An 18,766-nucleotide genomic window follows, 5' to 3' on the forward strand; every position below is an offset into this window, starting at 1 on the left:
CAATCTCTTCGGCGCCCCACTCCCCGCCGTCCGCATGGCCTGCGCCGAAGATCGCTGTGCCACCATTGCAACCGTCAAGAACGGCTTTCTTTGAATGGCCCTGTGCGGAGCGTCAGGACCGCTTGCCCCGCGCGCCGAACCCATGCTTAATCCCCCGCGGATTCGGGCGCGAGGCGAAGGACGGCCCCGCCAGCAACAGCCAACAGCACCGGCTGGAAGCCAGCCACAACAACCGAAACAAGACACACCCGCCGGAAGGAAGAGACCACCATGGTGAATCGAGTGTTCCGCGCCGCCCTTCTGTCCATGGCCGCCTGCGGGATGGCCCTGGCCGCTCACGCCCAGAGCCCGGCCCCCGCGTCGACCCCGGCGGCCGGCGACCCGGTCGTGGCCCGCGTCAACGGCGACGAGATCCACCGCTCCGACGTCCAGCGCATGGTCGGCCAGCTTCCGCCGCAGGTCCAGCAGATGCCGCTGGAGATGATCTACCCGGCGGTGATCGAGCAGCTCGTGAACTCCAAGCTGGTCTCGGCGGCCGGCTACAAGGCCAACCTCGCCGGCACGCCCGAGGTGAAGGACGAGATCAAGCGCGCCGAGGAGCGCGCGGTCCAGCGCGCCTACATCCAGAAGGAAGTGCAGGCCCGCATCACCCCGGCCAAGCTGGACGAGGCTTACAAGGACTTCCTGAAGCAGAACCCGCCGCAGGAGGAGGTGAAGGCCTCCCACATCCTGGTGGAGAAGGAAGACGAGGCCAAGGCCATCATCGCCGAGCTGAAGAAGGGCGGCGACTTCGCCAAGATCGCCAAGGAGAAGTCGAAGGACCCCGTCGCGGCCCAGCAGGGCGGCGACCTCGGCTACTTCACCAAGGACACGATGGTGGAGCCCTTCGCCAACGCCGCCTTCGCCATGCAGAAGGGCGAGATCAGCAAGGAGCCGGTGAAGACCCAGTTCGGCTGGCACGTCATCAAGGTCGAGGACAAGCGCACCCAGCCGCAGCCGACGCTTGAGGAAGTGAAGCCGCAGCTTGAACAGCAGCTCAGCAAGGACATCGTCACGACGGTGGTGGAAGACCTGCGCAAGAACGCGAAGGTCGAGACCTACCAGCTCGACGGCTCGCCGATGCCGAAGGAAGAGCCGAAGGCCGAGACGCCGAAGAAGTAAGGCGCGGGCATACTTGCCCCCACCCTCCCCACGTCGTGGGTCCCCTCCCCTGCGAGAGCGGGGGAGGGTTAGGGTGGGGGCAACACGCCACCAACCCCAGCACTCCCCACACCCCCACGGACTCGCAGCAGCCATGGCCACGACCGTTTCTCCCCTGGCACCCGCAGGCTTCCCGACGCTCCCGCCCGTGGCGGGTGTGCGCATCGCCACGACGAACAGCGGCATCCGATACAAGGGCCGCGACGACCTGATGCTGGCCGTGCTCGATCCGGGCACCACGGTCGCCGGCGTGCTGACGCGCTCGCTGACCTGCTCCGCCCCGGTCATCTGGTGCCGCGACAGCCTTCCCAAGGGCTCGGCCCGCGCGGTGGTGGTCAACGCCGGCAACGCCAACGCCTTCACCGGCAAGGCCGGTGACGCGACCGTGCAGGCGACCGTCAAGGCCGCCGCCGAGATCGCCGGCTGCGCCCCGGACGAGGTCTATGTCGCCTCCACCGGCGTGATCGGCATCCCGCTGCCCCCCGACGCCATCGCCAAGGTGCTGCCGGGCATGACCGGCGCGCTGAAGGACGATTCCGCGGCGCTGGAGGCCGGTGCGCGCGCCATCATGACCACCGACACCTTCCCGAAGGGCTCGACCCGCACCGCGACGATCGGCGGGACGACGGTGACCATCAGCGGCTTCGCCAAGGGCTCCGGCATGATCGCGCCGGACATGGCGACGATGCTGGGCTTCATCTTCACCGACGCGGCCATCGCCGCCCCGGCGCTGCAAGCCATGATGTCGGAGTTCACGGAGCGCACCTTCAACGCCATCACCGTGGACGGCGACACCTCCACCAGCGACACGCTGCTGCTGTTCGCCACCGGCAAGGCCGGCAACGCCCCGGTCAGCAACGCCGACGCGCCGGAACTGGCCGAGTTCCGCAAGGCGCTGGAGGAGGTCATGCTCGACCTCGCCCTCCAGGTCGTGCGCGACGGCGAGGGGGCGACCAAGTTCGTCTCCATCACGCTGGTCGGCGCCGACAGCGATGCCGCCGCCAAGCGCATCGCGCTGACCGTCGCCAACTCCCCGCTGGTGAAAACCGCCGTGGCCGGCGAGGACGCCAACTGGGGCCGCATCGTTGCCGCCATCGGCCGGGCCGGCGAGCGCGCCGACCGCGACCTCATCAAGATCACCATCGGCGGCACGCTGATCTGCGCCGAGGGCATGGAGGTTCCGGGCTACGACGAGGCGCCGGTCGCCGCCCACATGAAGGGCAAGGAGATCGACGTGCACATCGACCTGGGCCTGGGCAGCGGCAAGGCGAAGGTGTGGACCTGCGACCTGACCCACGGCTACATCGACATCAACGGGTCCTATCGCAGTTGATGGGGTCGCAGCTAAGGCCACGATGGGCGCGCCCCTGCCCGACCTGATCCGCGCAGCGCGGCTGACGCTCCGCAGCTTCCGCGAGGAGGATGTGGAGCGTTTCGCCCCGCTGATCGGGGACTGGGAGGTGGCGCGCTGGCTCGCCCGCGTGCCGCACCCCTACAGCCTGGAGGACGGCCGGTCCTGGGTCGCCACCACCGCACGCAACCGGGCGGAGCGCGCCTCGCTGGACCTGCTGGTGGTTCGCACCGACGATGGGCAGCCGGTCGGCGGCGTCGGCGTGAGCCTAAAGGACGGGGAGTTGGGCTATTGGCTCGGCCTGCCCTACCAGGGCATCGGCTATGGGACGGAGATGGTGCGGGCGCTTCTGCCCGTTGCCTTTTCCCTTGGACTTCCCCGCCTGTGGGCCAGGATCGTGCCGGGCAACGACCGCTCCCGCCGCGTTCTGGAGAAGGCGGGCTTCGTGGCTTTCGACCAGCCCCACCATTATGAACTGACCGCCGACCGCTGGCGGAGCATCACCGAGGAGAGCGCCTGATGTCGGCCTGCTTCGACCCCACCTCCACGCCCGCACCGGGTTCCCTGCCGACCCTGCTGGTGGTCGCGGTGGCGCTGGTGGACGCCGATGGGCGTGTTCTGCTGGCCCAGCGCCCGCCCGGCAAGTCGCTGGCCGGCCTGTGGGAGTTCCCCGGCGGCAAGGTCCACGCCGACGAGACCCCGGAAGCCGCCCTGGTCCGCGAACTGAAGGAGGAACTGGGCATCGACACGGCGGCCAGCTGCCTCGCCCCCTTCACCTTCGCCTCGCACAGCTACGAAAAGTTTCACCTGCTGATGCCGCTGTACGTCTGCCGCGTCTGGGAAGGCACGGTGACGGCGTTGGAGGGCCAGACGCTCGCCTGGGTCTACCCGAACCGCATGGGCGACTACCCCATGCCGCCCGCCGACGTGCCGCTGGTGGCGATGCTGCGCGACCTGCTGTAACCGGAAGGGGATTTGCACGGGCGGGGATTTGCGCTACCTTATCGGGAGTGGCCGGTGGGTGTGCTACCACCCACCGGCACGCTCCTAGTGCTTAGCGCACAGAGATGCGGATCTCGATCCGCCATCTCCGCCACTGGAGCACCAGGAAAAAGGGCATTTTCGACATGCCGCTTTCTCCTTCGAAACGGCGGGTGGCCAATTCCACCCGCCGTTTTCACTTTACACACGATCATGCCGTCGACGCCTGAAGGCGCCGTCGGCATGCCCCTTTCAATCAATGCTAACGCATTGATCTGTCGGGTTTGACGGCCGGAAAATGATGGAGGCGATCATTTTCCGGCCGTATCGGATGCATAAGCGCCACAGTTTTTCCCGTGTCGCGCGATGGGCCACGCTTGTCCCCCCGCCCATGCCGGATTGCGTCTTCCCGAATCGGGCGATCTGTGCCACATCATAGGCCTTGAGTTCGGGGTCGCGCCCCGGACACCAGATCTAGAATCGCCCCTTCTTGACTCGCATCGGCGTGGACACGCTCTTTTCCTTCTCGGCCCGCCCGTCGGACCAGCCGCAGGACCAGGCGCTTGAGGTGCTGCGGTCGGTGTTCGGCTATTCCGCCTTCCGCGGGCAGCAGGCGGACATCATCGCCCACGTCATCCGTGGCGGCGACGCGCTGGTGCTTATGCCCACGGGCGGGGGCAAGTCGCTGTGCTATCAGGTGCCGGCGCTGGTGCGCGACGGCGTCACCGTCGTCGTCTCCCCGCTGATTGCCCTGATGCGCGACCAAGTGACGGCCCTGCGGGAACTGGGCGTGCGCGCGGCCTTCCTGAACTCCTCCCTCGACGCGGCGGAGGCGCGGGAGGTGGAGCGCGCCATGGTCCGGGGCGAGATCGACCTCGTCTACGTGGCGCCTGAACGGCTCGTCACCCCGCGCTTCCTCGACCTGCTGGACCGCACCAAACTCGCGCTGTTCGCGCTGGATGAGGCGCATTGCGTCAGCCAATGGGGCCACGACTTCCGGCCCGAGTACCTTCAACTCTCCATCCTGCACGAGCGCCACCCGACCGTGCCGCGCATCGCGCTGACGGCCACGGCCGACGCGCAGACCCGTGCGGAGATCAAGGAGAAGCTGGGCCTGACCGAGGCCCGCGTCTTCCTGTCCAGCTTCGACCGCCCGAACATCACCTACCGCGTCGTCCCGAAGAAGAGCGAACGGCAGCAGATGCTGGCCTTCCTGCGGGAAAACCACCCCGAGGACGCCGGCATCATCTACTGCATGTCGCGGGCGAAGGTGGAGGAGGTCGCCAACTGGCTGAACCAGCAGGGTCGCGAGGCCCTGCCCTACCACGCCGGCCTGCCGCCGGAGGTGCGCGAGGCGAACCAGGACCTGTTCATCAAGGGCGAAGGCATCGTCATGGTGGCGACCGTCGCCTTCGGCATGGGCATCGACAAGCCGAACGTCCGCTTCGTCTGCCACCTCGACCCGCCCAAGAGCCTGGAAGCCTACTACCAGGAAACCGGCCGCGCCGGCCGCGACGGCCTGCCCGCCAACGCCTGGATGAGCTACGGCATGGCCGACGTGGTATCCTTGCGCCAGATGCTGGAGCAGTCGGAGGCCGGCGAGACCCACCGCCGGGTGGAGCGCTCCAAGCTGGAATCGCTGCTGGGCTTCTGCGAGACCTCGACCTGCCGCCGCCAGGTGCTGCTGAACTATTTCAGCGAGACGCTGGCCGAGCCCTGCGGCAACTGCGACACCTGCCTGGAGCCGGTGGAGACCTGGGACGGCACCATCGCCGCGCAGAAGGCCCTGTCGGCGGTCTACCGCACCGGCCAGCGCTATGGCGCCGGGCACCTGATCGACGTGCTGCTGGGCAACGCCACGGAAAAGGTGGCGCAGCAGGCCCACGACGCGCTGAAGACCTTCGGCTGCGGCAAGGAACTGTCCAAGGCGGAATGGCAGTCGGTCTACCGCCAGCTCGTCGCCGCCGGTTACCTGACGGTGGATCTGGAAGGCTACGGCGGCTTCCGCCTGACCGATGCGGGCGTCCCGGTCATCAAGGGCCAGACGACCGTGAAGCTGCGCAAGGACCCCGTCGTGGAGAAGCGCCGGGGCGTGCACGACGCGCTGCACCGCCACACCGCGCGCAACGGCGGTTCGGCGGGGAGCGGCCTGTCCGGCGAAGGCGTGTCCCGTTCCGGCGCGCGCGGGGCGCTGTCCCCGGCCGACGACGCGCTGTGGCACGCGCTGAAGGACTGCCGCACCGAACTGGCCCGCGCGCAGGGGGTTCCGCCCTACGTCATCTTCCACGACAGCACGCTGCTGGAGATGGTCGCCTCGCGCCCGACCAACCGCTCCGCCTTCGCCCGCCTGCCCGGCGTCGGCGCCCGCAAGCTGGAGCGCTACGCGGACGCTTTCCTCGACGTCATCCGCCAGAACGGATAATCGTACACATCCGAAAAAAGTCCTCTTGCATCGCCCGAACCATGCGGTTATGTTCCGCGCCCACGACGACGGAAACGACGTCAGTGCCGCAGTAGCTCAGGGGTAGAGCAACTGATTCGTAATCAGTAGGTCCGGGGTTCAAATCCCTGTTGCGGCACCACTCTAAGGCCCTGAAACCTAACCGGTTTCAGGGCCTTTCCATATCCGGCAGAACGGCACTGTCAGAGTTTCCGCAACTCTGACGTCAGAGTTTGGTTAGTGGCTTGTTCCCCGCACGAGCCGCATTCGTTCCCAAACGATGGACGTGGGCGTTCGGCAGAAGCCACATCTTCGGCCGATCGCAGCGGTAGTCCGCACAGCTCTCGGCATCGGCCTCCCGCTCGCGCCGGATCACCTCCGGTTCGGGAATCTCCATCTTGGCGTAGGCTTCCGACCGGCCAAGATGGTGGGCGCACGACACGCCGGCCGGGCACGCCCAGTCATCGCAGAGGGTGTTGGCCGCCATGCTCTACTCCTCCGCCGCGGCCCGCTTCCTTTTAACTTCCTCATGGGCCACCAGCTTGGCCACGGCCGAGCTGGCCATCTCCCCGTTGAGCGCGAGGTAGTGCTTGAGGATCTGGTAGCAGCTCGCCTCATCATGGCCGGTCAGGCTGCAGATCTCGGGAACGGTGCAGCCGGCTTCGGCGTAGCGGGTCACCGCCGTGTCGCGGGTGTCCATGAACCACACGTCGTGGATCGAATGGAGAAGCGAACCGAGTTCGCAGTCCAGAGCCTTCGCGATTCGCTCCAAGTGCTCCATCGTCGGGACGACGTCGCCGGCCTCAATGGCCTTCAGCGGCACCTTGCTGCCCAGGCGATGGGCGAGATCGGCGCAGGAGACACCCTTGCTCTCCCGCACCAGGATGATGCGGTGGTTCTCTCGGGCGATTTCGTCGCGCAGCTCGGCAAACACGGCCCGGAAATAATCCGCTGACCACGCGGCCCCTGAGTTGTCGTTCCACAGCACCGTGGCCACCCGCACTCCCCTGTCCGCCCGTCTCTTCCGCGCGGCCTCCCAACGCGTCGCGGCGCGCGGGTGGAGCGGGATCGCCACGCGGGCGCCGCGCTTGGACTGTCGCACATGAATGCGCCAACCGGCTTGATCGGGCTGGATCGCAAGGGCCGTCACGGACAGGAGATCGCCCTGGCGCTGTCCGATGTAGCAGCCGTACACGACCGCGTCGGCGACGTTGTACCAGCCGCGCGCGTCCGCCTTGGCGACGAACAGATCAATCTCCTCATCGGACCAGATGCGGAGCCGCGGCTTGGTGGAGATCATGCCCGGCTTTTCAGCCGCGTTGTAGGTGACCTTGCCCGCGCCGCGGGCGAAGCTCAGCAGAAGGCGGAGTACCCGCAGCACGGCGTTGGCCTTGGCGTGCTTGCCGGTGGACATCAGGCTTTTATAGTAGGTCTGCACTTCGACAGGCGTGATCGCACGGATCGGCGCGTCGCCGGACCAAGCTTCAATGATCTTCAGATTGAGCGCGTATTCGTATCGCGTCTTCTCGGCCAGCAGCAGAAAGCGCGCGTCTTCCTTGTAAAGCCGGATGACGTCTGCAACGGTATCGGGCCTCACCTCCTTCGGTGGTGGCGGCGCCGAGGATCTGGCGGCCACCGCACCGCCGTTGCGCCAAGCATCCAACTCCGCGTTCCGCGCCTTGGCCAGCTCCACCGCTTCATCCAGCGTAGCGGCCGGGCGCCCGTCGGAATGCACCAAGCGCGCCGGGCGCCAGCCCAGCTTGCGCAGCTCGGACGACGGCTGCCAGAAATAGCGCGTGGTGCCGTTCGCTCCCGGCTTCGAGATGAGATAGGGCACCTTGATCTTCATGGCCGTGTCCTGCGTGCGTGCGCTGATATTCAGAAGCGCAACCGGAGCTGCGTCAATGGCGCCTGTGGGCGCGGTGGAGGAGCCGGAGGTGGAGGAGTGGGCGCCGGAGCTGGCGGAGGTGGAGCGGACAGGGCGGCCCGCTTGGCCACCGTCCGATCGCGCAACTCCGCCCAGAGGTCCGGGGCGACCTGTTGCAGCCGGTCAATCACCGGCCGGTTGGCTTTCAGGCATTCGTTCAGATCATCGACCGCCCGGGCCAGGTCGGTTGCCATGCAGAGACCAGCGTAGATCGCACGGACGGCGGGGTGGACCATGGTCAGAACGGCGGCTCTTCATGTTGCAGGAGCAGCATTTGGATTTCTGCCGGGCACTCAGTGCGCAGGAATCCTCCGCATGTTCGCGTGCGTCCGCTGCGGTATCGAAATCTTTGAACACGCGCCCACAGATTTGAAAGGAGACAGACCACGAACGCGTGCGTGAACAGCGGTCGACCACGACGAAACCGCCGTGGTGATCCGCCTCCCATCCCTTGCCGAGTTTCTTCCACTGGAGTGCCATGTTCGCCTCACTCCGGATCGGCTTCACCGGGCTCGAACGGAATTTCCACGGCCGCACGGTCGAGGCGTTCGACCTCGGCGACCAGCAGCGCGGCAGCCTTGATGTAGCGGGTCCGATCGTCGGGTTCCGGAGACAGAGGCCCGAACTCCAGCCCCAACTCCAGAAGCATCTGCAAGCCGAGGTAATCGTCTTGCTTCAGCCCAGGCACCTTGTACGGGATCGCGTAGAGGGCGGCGGCTAGGGCCAGCTCGCCCGAGCCGTGATGGTCGTCGTGGTCAGGGCCACCCCACTTGGCATCCTGCCGGCGCCGCTCGACGGCAATCTCCTCTAACACGCTCATATTGTCCTCTCTTCGGAATTAGGGACTGGCGTCCCATTTCTGCGTTGCGAAAGCCTGGACTGCGCTCGCTCTTCACCATCACTCCGCCGCTAGTTCGGCGTCGTCTTGAGGTTCAAAGAGTGTGGGATCATCGAGAAAATCACTGACGAAGCTGTGCAACTCGGCAGGCACGGCTTCCGCCACTGTCACCTTCTTGAAACCATCGTCGTAATTGTAAGCTTCATACACGACCTTCCCGATTGCCTCGGCTTTCATGAAGCTGAGGCTCCGACCGGAAGCGTCTGCCGGTTCCAAGATGAGCATCAGCCGACCGAAGTGGGGATGGTTGGGCAATGCCGCGGCCAACTCCTCAATGACTTCCGGAAACAGCACGCCGTCCAGACCACGCAACGTGCACGACGGGGAAGGAGCCGATTGCACCTCCTCCTGTCCGCCCTCCTCCGCCACGGCCGGCGCCGGTGCGGCGTTCACCGCGTCCACCAGGTCGCGTTGTCCTGCGGGCTGCAGGCACTCCGGGATGGCGAGGCCGTAGCCGCGGGCCATCTCCACCAGAACCGGGTGCATGCCTGGGCTGTGCGGGCGGTACCAGATGGCCAGCCGCTCAACGATGCTGCGTTCCATGGCTTGGCGGATGTTGACGCCGGGCAGGCGGCGCATCTTCGCCCAAGCGGTGGTGATCTGATCGTTGCTCTTCACAGGCCGGGTAATGTCATGGAAGTTATCGGGCTCCACCAGATCGGCCAGGGCATGGAGCGGCGCGGCGGGCGCATACAGGTCGGATGGCAGGCCGCGACGGTAGGAGTGCGTCAGGATGCTGTCCCCATAGTCGTCGCGCTTCAGTCCGTCGGCGAGCGCTAGCAACAGGGCCGCGCCGGGGTCGGCAAGGATGGCCGTCTGGAGCTGGGCCTTGAAGGTGGCCACATCCTGTTCGTGGCGTTGCGCTACGACGCGCTCCGTCTCGCGCTGTTTGGCGGCGGCTTCCTCCGCGACCGCGTCGGCGACCCGTTCGGCCAGCCGCTCATACACCACCACGGCGCCGTCATACGGGTTGTAGTGGACGACACAGCCGGCCCGCTGGCGATCGTCGCAGTCCGTGTCCAGGCCGAGGTGGCGCGGGTGGAAGCTGTAACCTTCATAGATGCGCGCCCACGCCCACGTCGCCTTCAGCGCCTCCACCTTGGCGAGGGCGGTGAAGGCCTGATGCTTCAGGAAGGTGTCTTTGTTGCCGAAGAACCGCTCTCCGGTCTCCGGGTTCTCGACGATGTCGCCGGGATAGGTGGCCGGATCGAAAATCGCGCGGTCGACCGGCACCAGCTTCCAGGTCACTTGATCGCGGAGCCGTGGCGCCGGAGGGAGCTTGTCCGGATCCTTCACCAGCTTGGCCTGTTCGGCCGACGGCACCATGGTCAACACGCGGGCTTGGCTGAAGGTGATCTTGCCGTCGCGGAGCGCGGCTTGCGCGGGTTCGCCAAGCTTTTCCACCAGGGCGAGGCGTTGCTGGATGTGCCGTTGGGTGCAGCCGAGCTGATCGGCGATGGCCTTGGTCGACCATTTCGACGGGTCCAACGCGATCAAGCTGGCGAAGGCTTCGGCCTCCTCCATCGCGTTGACGTCCTTGCGCTGCAGGTTTTCCAGCAGCGCGAGGGCCAAGTGCTTGGCGTCGTCCGCCTCGATGAGCTTGCCGGGCACGTTGGCCTTGGTGATGTCCCACTGCCCACGTTCCGCCAGGATGTGGAGGGCGCGGTAGCGGCGTTCGCCGGCAACGACTTCGTACCAGGTGATGCCGTCCTCCTCGACGGCGCGCAGCACCAGGTTCTGCAGCAAGCCGTTGGCGGCGATCGACGCGGCCAGCTCCTCCAACGCTTCCGGATCGAAGGTCTTGCGCGGGTTGAGCACGGAGCGGCGAATTTCGGGCAGGCGGAACAGGTTCTGTTCGGACGCCGGCGCCGTGATCGGAACGGGCGTGGCGGGCTCCGCTTCGCCGGTCAGGTCGGAGATGGAGTAGCACTCCAAAGCGGTGGCCAGCCGTTGCAACACTTCGCGGTCGACCAGTTGCTGGACGCCGTTCTCAACGCGGGTGATGAGCGCCGCCGGCACGTCGGCTTTCTTGGCGAGCTCGGGCCGCGTGAGGCCGCAGGATGTGCGGTGCCGTTCGAGGTTGCGGCCGAGGGTGGACACGACCATTGCTACCTCCTCCCCTTCGATTTGACTTCGATCATCACAACCCCGTGCGTTTCGGTCGCGGCCATGATCGCGTCGGACATGGCGGTGATCGTTTCGCTTTCCTTTTCAGAATTCTTCTCTGGAGCGGGCGCGCATCCGTAGAAAAGCTCGACAGTAAAAAGGCGGGAATGATTCTTGTTCTCCATTGGTCCTCACAGGTTCACTTGCTGCGCGCGGGCGCGCAGCTTGGCGCCCCAGCCGGTCAGGTCGTCATCGTCGGGGAGCGGCGCGGCGGAAGCGTCATCATCCGCCCTGTCTGCCCCCTGCCCCGCCGGGGCGGAGGTGCCGCCGGCGGAAATCCAGCGGTCCACCTCCTCCTCCACCCAGCGATTGCTGAACGGGGCGCGCGGCGCGGGAAAGCCGGAGGCTTCCAGCTTCGGGCGGAGCGAGTAGAAGCGGGTGACGGTGACGCTCAGCTTGGCGGCGACGTCGCTGGTCTTGATCAGACGAGCCATGACAGCACCAGGGCGGACAGGAGAAGGGCGAGGCCGGCGGCCAGCGGCGCGTGCGGCCGGCGACGCCGGGGCGGCCGGCCGGCGACGAGCGCGCGGCCGAACGCCAGCCGGTTCAGCTGCACGGCCGGTAGACCGGGAAGGTCCGGTCGGACAGCACGAACTCGATCGGACCGAAATCGGGCATCAGCGGGCGGTGCAGCACCGTCACGCCGCGCCGGCGGCCCGGCGCCATGGTGATCCAGCCCTTTTCGGCCAGCGTGGACAGCATGGCGTGGGCGGTGCTGGGGCCGGCCCACTCCATCTCCTCCGCCAATTCGCGGGTGGTCGGGGCGTAGCCGTGTTCGTCGATGAATTCACAGACGACGCGCAGCACGTCGAGTTGCGGGCGCGTCAGGGGGATCGGGAGCGAACCGGGTTCGCTGGAATTTTTCGAGGGCATGGGGGTACCTCGTTCGTTAGGCGCCCCGAAATCTGTATCACACACAGAATTTCGTCAACGGAAATTTCCTGGAGAGAAAATTCACCTGCGCCACCGAGCATGGACGTCCCGGCGAACATACAGGAACAATCTTTGCGAGATCACGTGATGGGGAAATGCAATGTCGGCCGGACTGACGGTAGCAACGTTTGCGGTCGGCGTTCTGGCATCAGCCTTCGACCCGCTCATTTTGACAATGAATGCGTTCATTGGCTGGAAGGTAGCTCGCTTCCAAACAATGGCAGTTGCAGGCGCAGCATGCTTCATCGCACTTGAAGCGATGACAATCATTATTGCCGCACACGAACAAGCAGTCGTGCATCCACGTTCCATATTGTACCAACTCGTCGCAAGCTCGATAATTCTGCTCACGGCAAGGTCTCTGAGAAGAGCGGTTAACAATAATTAACTATTGGGACCTTATTGCAGTTTGCGAACTGCTATTTTCAAAGCGCTTCGCACTTTGGCGCTGGAAGCCTCATTAATCGGACAACCGATCTCTTGCTCTATCTCAGATATGACATCAGAGGCGTTGGCTTTTCTTTTGTCAGCCACATCCTTTGCGAGAGCGACAACAGCCGCATATTCCTCGATAGGCGCTGATCCGAGATATTGACGCGCGTAATCGTCGACGGCAAGGGAGATGGTTGCCCCAAACATTAGTCCGGCCGCAAACATTCTCTTCCTAAGATTACTGGACACATTCGGAATAAGATTGTTAACAGATTGGAATACTCTGATCCGATCAACCATGGCACAGAAAGTGATTGGCATGCGTGCTGGCAACGACGGCCGAACACATGCGTACGGTGCGGTAGGGCGGTTTCCGGACCGCGGTGAAGGGCGCGCCAACGCCCGGATCCCCGTCGTGCCATCCAGCTCAACGAACGATCACGAACACACATACGCAATAAAATGCCAAGGCGCCAGCACTTTTTACACTCCATACTTGCGTATTCGTTAGTGTTATAATCGCTTGCGTCGCAGTTCCCATCTGGTGATCGCGTCTGCTTCGGTGCTAGCACGCTCAATTCGTTGATCCGGTGCGACTTCTTGCGCCTCCTGGTACACATGCACCACAAGATCGGCCACTGCGCGCTTCGGCATTTCCATCACCACCGGCCCTAGCCGGTCGAGCACAGCCTCTAGGACCGTTCCGAGCAGTTCCGCGTCTAGGGTGCCGCTGCCACTACCTTCATCAATCAAATCAATAACTCGGCAGCCAAGTTCGCGAGCCAAGCTTTCAAGAGTGGGCTGCGTCCAGGCAATTTGCCCTCTTTCCAAGCGGCTGAGATTGCCGTTGGACATGCCAATGCGCGCGGCAAGCTCTTCCAGCGTTAGCCCTGCAAGTTTTCGAAAGTGGCGGATACGATTCGGCGTCATGCGCAATGAGTGACACGTTGCTCTAAGCGCCACGATGAGCCGTGGCAAAATTTCTCTTGACGAAAATCTGCGTCAGATACAGAAAATTTGGCATGACGCTATCCGAATGGCTTACGCTGACTGGAACGAAGCAGACCGACTTTGCGGTAGCAATCGGTGCATCTGAGCCCGTCGTGTCGCGCATTAAGCGCGGGTCGGCGCTCGCTTCCACTGAAGTGGTGGAAGAAATTTTGCGGGTGACCGACGGTGCCGTTACCCCGAACGATTTGCACGCCACACGTTGCGCCTACCTGCGATCACGCGGCCTTTTGGGACAAAAAGCGGACGACACCGAAGGACATGCCGCCCGGCACCGCGCGCTGTCTCCATCCACCCTGTCCGCCCCCACCTTTCCGATGGAGGGCTTAGCCGCATGAATCGCGCGCGTGCCCAACTGATCGCGCTGACCGCCATGGAAATGTCCGGCAAGACCGTCGGGCAGATGTGGGCGGAATTGCGCGAGCAGAGCGGGCACCCGCCGTCGAAGCGGCAACGGCCGACGTGGTCGGATGTGCATGATTGGGTGACGGCGCTGGTCTTGGACGCGGCGGCGGAAGACCTGAAGCGCAAGCCGCAATGGGTGCTGGTCGTGATCCAGCGGGAGCTGGCCCATGCCTAAGCGTCCCATCCCCGGCCAGATGAACCTGTTCTATCGGACGGCGACCGTCGGCACCCCCATGCCGACGGCTGCCCAGAGTTCCTTCTTCGACAGAGATCCAACCTTCGCTCCTCCCTCCTTCCGCATTCCAGGTTGGCGGATGGAGGCACGCAAAGCGATGAGCGAGATACGAAGCGGTTTGCAGTCCGCGCCGGATGGCGTGGGCGAGCGTTGGGCGGCGGCCCTGGACGTCCGGTATCCCGGCGCCCACAAGGACAAGCGGGTAGCCCAGGCCTTCGGCGTCGACGTCCGGACGGCGCAGAGCTGGCGAGCTGGCACGGCGCCCAGCTGCAAGCATCTGTGCCGGGCGGCGCTGATCCATGGGCCGGCCATCGTGCTGGAGGTGCTGTTGCCCGGCACGGAGCTGGAGCGCCACGCCCGCATTGACGACGGTTTGCGCGACCTGGAGAGCCGGCTGGACGGGCTGCGTCGGCAGATCGCGGATCTGAAGGGGGCATGATGGCACAGCTCAGCCCCTCCACCGAATTGCTGATGGCCACCTTCCGCGCGGAGGACGGCGACGTGCTGCGCCTCGCGCGGGCGGTGGCCTCGCTGGACGGGCTGATGCTGCCCCCGCACGTCGCCGACCTGCGCGACGCGGCGCAGGCGTGGCTGGACGACCGGACGAACGAGGTCGCCCAGCGGCGCCTTCACAGCGCGATGCAGGCCTATTGCCGGGCCACGACGCCGGAGCGCCGCGCCCGCGTGGCCCGCGCGATCGCGGCCGAGGACTTGGCCGCCCTGGCGGACGCGCCCGGCTGGATGGAAAGGGCCGACCTGCAATGACGGAGACGCGCGGTGGTGGATCGGGTGTTGCTGACGCTGGCGACCGTCTGCGCCTGGGCGGGCGAGCGGCTGGCGGAGCTGGTGGCGTGGCGGCGATCGCGGAAGAGCGCGCCGAGCTGATCCGGTTCCAGCACCATCGCCTGGGCACGTCGGTCAAGATGATCGCGGCCATCATGAACATGACGCAGGCCGAGGTGAAGGCCGTGCTGGCGGAACCGCCGCGCGCCCCGGAACCCAAGCCGGCGAAATCCCCTCCCCCCCCGGCGCCGCGGGCGCGCCGGAAGCGGGAGCGTAACAGCTTAGCCCCGCCCCACCTTAACGGCCCCGCGGCGGGGCCGAGTGACCCAACGGAACCTGAAGCGCCGGCGCGGGCGCGTGGCGGACAGAGCGGGACGCCACGCGTGAAAGAGGTGAAGGTTCCGGACGCCGCCCCCCGTTTCGCCACGCCCACCGGGTATGTGCCGCTCATGTCGGACACGTACCGGAGGCGCCCGGCATGATGACCGTTTCCTCCCTGACTGGCGAAGCCGGAGCTTCGGCCCCGGTTTCGCCACCTTTTCAGGCGGGGCGGCTGATCGTCACCGCCACGGTGGAGTGGTCGGGGGAATCGCTGCTGATCCACGCGGCCTTCGACGCCGACGGAGTGATCAAAGCCTGTCACGCGGGCGACGACACGCGCGTCATGGACAAGAGTTGCCGCATTCTGACGGAGATGCTGGCGGAGGGCGTGCCCGCCCGAGACCTCCCGGCCTCTCTGTCCGCCCACCTCGACAAGCCGGTGCTTCCGGTCGCGGCCATCGCGCGGACGCTGGCGGAGATGGAGCGGGACAGCGCCGACGCGGTGCGTCTGGCCTACGCCGCGCGCGCGAACCGGGTTCGCGGGGTTGCGGCATGACGAACCGCCTTCACACCGTGGACCAGATCGTGGACATGATGCGGGCGCGCATCGTGGACCTGATCCAGGGGCCGTGGGCGCTGAAAGGCCACATGGACGGCCGCGACTTCGTGTGTCCGTCGCCGCTTCGCGCCGATCGGCGCGCCGGATCGTTCCGCATCTGCTTGCAGGGCAGCTACAAAGGCATGGTGAAGGACTTCGCCAGCGGCGAGACCTGGACGCCGCTGTCCTTCACCGCCGCCCTGATGTTCCGGGGCGACAACAGCGAGGCGCTGCGCTGGACGCGCGCGTGGCTTGGCCTGGACGGCCGCGATCCAGAAGCAATCCGGCAGACACGGGTGGCGGTGGAGCAGGCGAAGGACGAGCCCGACGACGACGGGTCGCAGTACCGGGGCACGGCCCACCGCCGCTATCTGGAGGCGCGGGAGAGCATCCTCGACACGCCGGTGGAGGCGTACCTGCGCGGCCGCGGCCTCGACGTGCGGCGGTTCCTGTTTCCGATGAGGTCGTTGCGGTACCACCCGTCTCTGCACAACAAGGAATCGGGCCGGGCCTGGCCGGCGATGGTCGCGCCGATCGTGGGGGCGGACGGCAAGTTTCTGGGCTTGCACCGCACCTGGCTGGAGGTGCGGGCGGACGGCCGGGTGACCAAGGCGCCTCTGGAAGAGCCGAAGAAGGCGCTGGGCGGCTACCGGGGCGGCATGATCCGCCTGTGGAACGGCACGAGGTCGGACCCGAACACGGGCGAAATCCGCAAGGCGCCGAAGCTGGCCCAGGCCAAGCCGGGCGTGTGGATCGACATCACCGAGGGGATCGAGGACGGCATTTCCGTCGCGCTCGCCATGCAGGAGCTGCGCGTGGCCGCCGGCGTGTCGGTCGACAACATCTGCGCCCTCTCCCTGCCCCCGTGCGTCGCCGGCCTGACGCTCTGGGCCCAGAACGACGAGCCGGACAGCCCGGCCGACAAGCAGTTTCGCAAGACGGTGGACCGGCTGCTGGCCCGGGGGCTGCGGCTGCGCGTGCCCCGTCCGCCCGAAGGTTTCAAGGACGTGAACGAATGGCTGCAAGCCATGAATGAACGAGCGAGCGCGTAATGGACGGCATGGAAAGCATCCGTCGCCTGCGCGACACCGCCGAGGAGCTGGGGGGACCGCTGGACGAGGCGCCGCCCCCGCCCGAGGAGGAGGACGCACCGCCACGGCTTCCCCCCGGATGCCCGGTGGTGCCGCTGGGCGTGCATGGCGACATGGTCTTCTACCTGGACGAATTGCGCCAGCTCCGCGAGCTGAAGGCGGAGAAGCACAGCCGGCTGAACGTGCAGGCCCTGTTCGGGCGCCAGTCAGACCTGCTCTACGACTACTGGCCGCGCAAGGCCCAGGATAAGCAGACCGGCGAATGGATCATCACCGGGTGGCGGCCCGAGCTGGCGGCCGAAACGCTGATGGCGTCGGCGGCGGACAAGGGCGTGTGGTCGCCCCAGGACCGGGTGCGCGGCGCCGGCGCGTGGGTCGGTCCGGACGGCGAGCTGATCTGGCATTGCGGCGACGGCGTGCTGATCATGCCGACCGACCGCAAGAGCAAGGCCCAGATCGAGGAGCCGGGGCTGGTGGGTGAGATGGTGTACCCGGCGGCGCCCAGCATCCCACGCCCCCACCCCGAGGCGCAGGCCGCAGCCGACGCGGGGCCGGCGCAGACGCTTTTGGACCTGTTGGAGACCTGGAACTGGAAGCGCGGCGAGATCGACGCCTACTTGGCGTTGGGCTGGCTTGGGGCGGGCATGCTCGGAGGCGCGCTCAAATGGCGCCCCGTGGCCTGGATCACCGGCGGCCGTGGCACGGGCAAGTCCACGTTGCAGGATTTGATCAAGTGGCTGATGGGACGGTCCGGCCTGTTGCAGAGCGCCGACCCGACGCCGGCCGGCATTCGCCAGACCATCGGCTATGCCTCGCTCCCCGTGGCGATCGACGAGGCGGAGCCGGGGGACGACGGCAGCAACGCCAACATGGCCGGGCTGATCAAGCTGGCCCGCATCGCGGCCAGCGGAGGCGTCGCTCATCGTGGCGGCAGCGACCATGCCGCCAAGTCCTTCACCCTGCAGAGCTGCCTGCTGTTCTCGTCCATCTTGGTGCCGCCGCTTCTGCCCCAGGATCGCAGCCGCATGGCCATCCTTGAGCTTGGCGCGCTGCCCCCAGGCGCCGACGAGCCAGTGATTACCGAACGTGGCATGGGCGAGATGGGCCGGCGGTTGCGTCGGCGGCTGGTGGACCAGTGGCCACGCTGGACCAAGACGTTGGAAACGTACCGGCGCGCCATGCAGCGAGGCGGGCACAGCGCCCGTGGCCAGGACGTGTTCGGAACGTTGCTCGCTGTCGCCGACCTGATGCTGTTCGACCAATTGCCCGACCAAGCCAGCCTGGAGGCATGGTCGCAGAAGCTTGCGGCCGGCACGCTGGCGGAGTTGGAGGGCGACGTCAGCGACGAAAGCGCGTGCCTGAATCACCTGCTATCCACGACGTGGGAAGCGCCCCACGACCGCAGGCGCATGACGCTGGGGCGGTGGGTCAGCATCGCGTGCGGCCACATCGCCGGCGAGGTCGACCGGGAGGTGGCGGGCAAGCTGCTGATGGAAGCCGGGCTGAAGGTGCTCGACTTCGAGGGCGAGACCTGGTTGGCCGTGGCCAACCAGCATCGTGGCCTCAGCCGAATCTATGACGGAACGCAGTGGGCGGGACGACCAGGCGCAACCGGCACATGGGTGCAGGCATTGCGCCGGTTGCAGCACAAGGTGCCGGAGAAAGCCCTGTGGTTCGGCGTGACGGTCAAGGGCACGCTCCTGCCCATCGCCCTCTGTCTGCCCGGTGGCGGAGCCACCGATAAGAATGGTCCGGCGGGCGGCGGCGGCGCGGGCTCCGCGCCCGGCAACGCGACCACGCCCCGGCCCGCGACGGCGCCGGCCGGCGCTTCCGCATCCTCCTCCCTCATCGACTGAGCCCCCACCCGATGCTCCTGGCCCTCGCCCTCCTCTTCCCTCGCCCTGCCCCTGCCCCGACCCGGTTCGGTGGCGGACACGGAAGACGCGGGCGCGCGGGCGGAGCTTCGGCCACCGGGGCGGGGGTTAGGAAGCGGTTAG

General features: G+C 66.5%; 23 protein-coding genes and 1 tRNA gene. 15 read left to right on the top strand and 9 right to left on the bottom strand.

Annotated features, from left to right (window positions below; all coding sequences use genetic code 11):
* Positions 1–270: 270 nt before the first annotated feature.
* From ACSVC7_RS23920 to ACSVC7_RS23945, 6 genes are all read left to right on the top strand, one after another.
* Positions 271–1,161: a peptidylprolyl isomerase gene (locus ACSVC7_RS23920; protein WP_448207257.1), complete on the top strand. Its 891-nt coding sequence runs from the start codon at positions 271–273 to the stop codon at positions 1,159–1,161.
* Positions 1,162–1,294: 133 nt separating this feature from the next.
* Entirely contained in the window at positions 1,295–2,533 is a 1,239-nt protein-coding gene (argJ, locus tag ACSVC7_RS23925; RefSeq protein WP_448207258.1) for a bifunctional glutamate N-acetyltransferase/amino-acid acetyltransferase ArgJ, read from the top strand.
* 22 nt (positions 2,534–2,555) lie between these two features.
* Positions 2,556–3,071: a GNAT family N-acetyltransferase gene (locus ACSVC7_RS23930; protein WP_448207259.1), complete on the top strand. Its 516-nt coding sequence runs from the start codon at positions 2,556–2,558 to the stop codon at positions 3,069–3,071.
* Complete coding sequence (locus ACSVC7_RS23935; RefSeq protein ID WP_448207260.1) at positions 3,071–3,514, top strand: (deoxy)nucleoside triphosphate pyrophosphohydrolase; 444 nt, start codon at positions 3,071–3,073, stop codon at positions 3,512–3,514. Before ACSVC7_RS23930 ends, ACSVC7_RS23935 begins: the two co-directional genes overlap by 1 nt.
* A 523-nt stretch (positions 3,515–4,037) precedes the next feature.
* Complete coding sequence (gene recQ / locus ACSVC7_RS23940) at positions 4,038–5,954, top strand: DNA helicase RecQ (protein WP_448207320.1); 1,917 nt, start codon at positions 4,038–4,040, stop codon at positions 5,952–5,954.
* Between the two features lie 85 nt (positions 5,955–6,039).
* A tRNA-Thr gene (locus ACSVC7_RS23945) sits at positions 6,040–6,114 on the top strand.
* Between the two features lie 84 nt (positions 6,115–6,198).
* Here ACSVC7_RS23945 and ACSVC7_RS23950 read toward each other — a convergent pair.
* The 7 genes from ACSVC7_RS23950 to ACSVC7_RS23980 all read right to left on the bottom strand — a co-directional run bounded on the left by ACSVC7_RS23950 (position 6,199) and on the right by ACSVC7_RS23980 (position 11,836).
* Positions 6,199–6,459: a hypothetical protein gene (locus tag ACSVC7_RS23950; protein WP_448207261.1), complete on the bottom strand. Its 261-nt coding sequence runs from the start codon at positions 6,457–6,459 to the stop codon at positions 6,199–6,201.
* Between the two features lie 3 nt (positions 6,460–6,462).
* Complete coding sequence (locus tag ACSVC7_RS23955; RefSeq protein ID WP_448207262.1) at positions 6,463–7,821, bottom strand: helix-turn-helix domain-containing protein; 1,359 nt, start codon at positions 7,819–7,821, stop codon at positions 6,463–6,465.
* Positions 7,822–8,386: 565 nt separating this feature from the next.
* Positions 8,387–8,713 (bottom strand): hypothetical protein, encoded by a 327-nt coding sequence (locus ACSVC7_RS23960; RefSeq protein ID WP_483508749.1) that lies wholly within the window; start codon positions 8,711–8,713, stop codon positions 8,387–8,389.
* An 84-nt stretch (positions 8,714–8,797) separates the two neighbouring features.
* Complete coding sequence (locus ACSVC7_RS23965) at positions 8,798–10,903, bottom strand: ParB/RepB/Spo0J family partition protein (protein WP_448207264.1); 2,106 nt, start codon at positions 10,901–10,903, stop codon at positions 8,798–8,800.
* Between the two features lie 2 nt (positions 10,904–10,905).
* Positions 10,906–11,088 carry a phage regulatory CII family protein gene (locus tag ACSVC7_RS23970; protein WP_448207265.1) on the bottom strand — a complete coding sequence of 61 codons (183 nt, stop codon included), beginning with the start codon at positions 11,086–11,088 and terminating at the stop codon, positions 10,906–10,908.
* A 6-nt stretch (positions 11,089–11,094) separates the two neighbouring features.
* On the bottom strand, positions 11,095–11,397 hold the full coding sequence (locus tag ACSVC7_RS23975; protein WP_448207266.1) for a helix-turn-helix transcriptional regulator: 303 nt from the start codon (positions 11,395–11,397) through the stop codon (positions 11,095–11,097).
* Positions 11,398–11,509: 112 nt separating this feature from the next.
* Positions 11,510–11,836: a LexA family protein gene (locus ACSVC7_RS23980; RefSeq protein ID WP_448207267.1), complete on the bottom strand. Its 327-nt coding sequence runs from the start codon at positions 11,834–11,836 to the stop codon at positions 11,510–11,512.
* A gap of 160 nt (positions 11,837–11,996) precedes the next feature.
* Between ACSVC7_RS23980 and ACSVC7_RS23985 the strand changes: the two genes are divergently transcribed.
* Positions 11,997–12,284 carry a hypothetical protein gene (locus tag ACSVC7_RS23985; protein WP_448207268.1) on the top strand — a complete coding sequence of 96 codons (288 nt, stop codon included), beginning with the start codon at positions 11,997–11,999 and terminating at the stop codon, positions 12,282–12,284.
* Between the two features lie 11 nt (positions 12,285–12,295).
* Here ACSVC7_RS23985 and ACSVC7_RS23990 read toward each other — a convergent pair whose 3' ends face one another.
* Both ACSVC7_RS23990 and ACSVC7_RS23995 read right to left on the bottom strand, forming a co-directional pair.
* On the bottom strand, positions 12,296–12,649 hold the full coding sequence (locus tag ACSVC7_RS23990) for a hypothetical protein (RefSeq protein ID WP_448207269.1): 354 nt from the start codon (positions 12,647–12,649) through the stop codon (positions 12,296–12,298).
* Positions 12,650–12,841: 192 nt separating this feature from the next.
* Positions 12,842–13,258 (bottom strand): helix-turn-helix domain-containing protein, encoded by a 417-nt coding sequence (locus tag ACSVC7_RS23995; RefSeq protein WP_448207270.1) that lies wholly within the window; start codon positions 13,256–13,258, stop codon positions 12,842–12,844.
* Between the two features lie 92 nt (positions 13,259–13,350).
* On the opposite strand from ACSVC7_RS23995, the gene ACSVC7_RS24000 reads away from it, so the two are divergent.
* The 8 genes from ACSVC7_RS24000 to ACSVC7_RS24035 all read left to right on the top strand — a co-directional run bounded on the left by ACSVC7_RS24000 (position 13,351) and on the right by ACSVC7_RS24035 (position 18,625).
* Positions 13,351–13,674, top strand: coding sequence for a hypothetical protein (locus ACSVC7_RS24000; RefSeq protein WP_448207271.1), 324 nt, complete (start codon positions 13,351–13,353; stop codon positions 13,672–13,674).
* On the top strand, positions 13,671–13,916 hold the full coding sequence (locus ACSVC7_RS24005) for a hypothetical protein (RefSeq protein ID WP_448207272.1): 246 nt from the start codon (positions 13,671–13,673) through the stop codon (positions 13,914–13,916). The genes ACSVC7_RS24000 and ACSVC7_RS24005 overlap by 4 nt, the downstream gene beginning before the upstream one ends.
* 157 nt (positions 13,917–14,073) lie before the next feature.
* Positions 14,074–14,415 carry a hypothetical protein gene (locus ACSVC7_RS24010; protein WP_448207273.1) on the top strand — a complete coding sequence of 114 codons (342 nt, stop codon included), beginning with the start codon at positions 14,074–14,076 and terminating at the stop codon, positions 14,413–14,415.
* Complete coding sequence (locus ACSVC7_RS24015; RefSeq protein ID WP_448207274.1) at positions 14,412–14,741, top strand: hypothetical protein; 330 nt, start codon at positions 14,412–14,414, stop codon at positions 14,739–14,741. The genes ACSVC7_RS24010 and ACSVC7_RS24015 overlap by 4 nt, the downstream gene beginning before the upstream one ends.
* Positions 14,742–14,827: 86 nt before the next feature.
* Complete coding sequence (locus ACSVC7_RS24020) at positions 14,828–15,241, top strand: hypothetical protein (protein WP_448207275.1); 414 nt, start codon at positions 14,828–14,830, stop codon at positions 15,239–15,241.
* Positions 15,238–15,636, top strand: coding sequence for a hypothetical protein (locus tag ACSVC7_RS24025; RefSeq protein ID WP_448207276.1), 399 nt, complete (start codon positions 15,238–15,240; stop codon positions 15,634–15,636). The genes ACSVC7_RS24020 and ACSVC7_RS24025 overlap by 4 nt, the downstream gene beginning before the upstream one ends.
* Positions 15,633–16,730, top strand: a complete 1,098-nt coding sequence (locus ACSVC7_RS24030) for a DUF7146 domain-containing protein (RefSeq protein WP_448207277.1) — start codon at positions 15,633–15,635, stop codon at positions 16,728–16,730. Before ACSVC7_RS24025 ends, ACSVC7_RS24030 begins: the two co-directional genes overlap by 4 nt.
* Positions 16,731–16,738: 8 nt before the next feature.
* Positions 16,739–18,625, top strand: coding sequence for a hypothetical protein (locus tag ACSVC7_RS24035; RefSeq protein WP_448207278.1), 1,887 nt, complete (start codon positions 16,739–16,741; stop codon positions 18,623–18,625).
* Positions 18,626–18,766 lie beyond the last annotated feature (141 nt).

The organism is Azospirillum mesophilum (assembly GCF_053470405.2).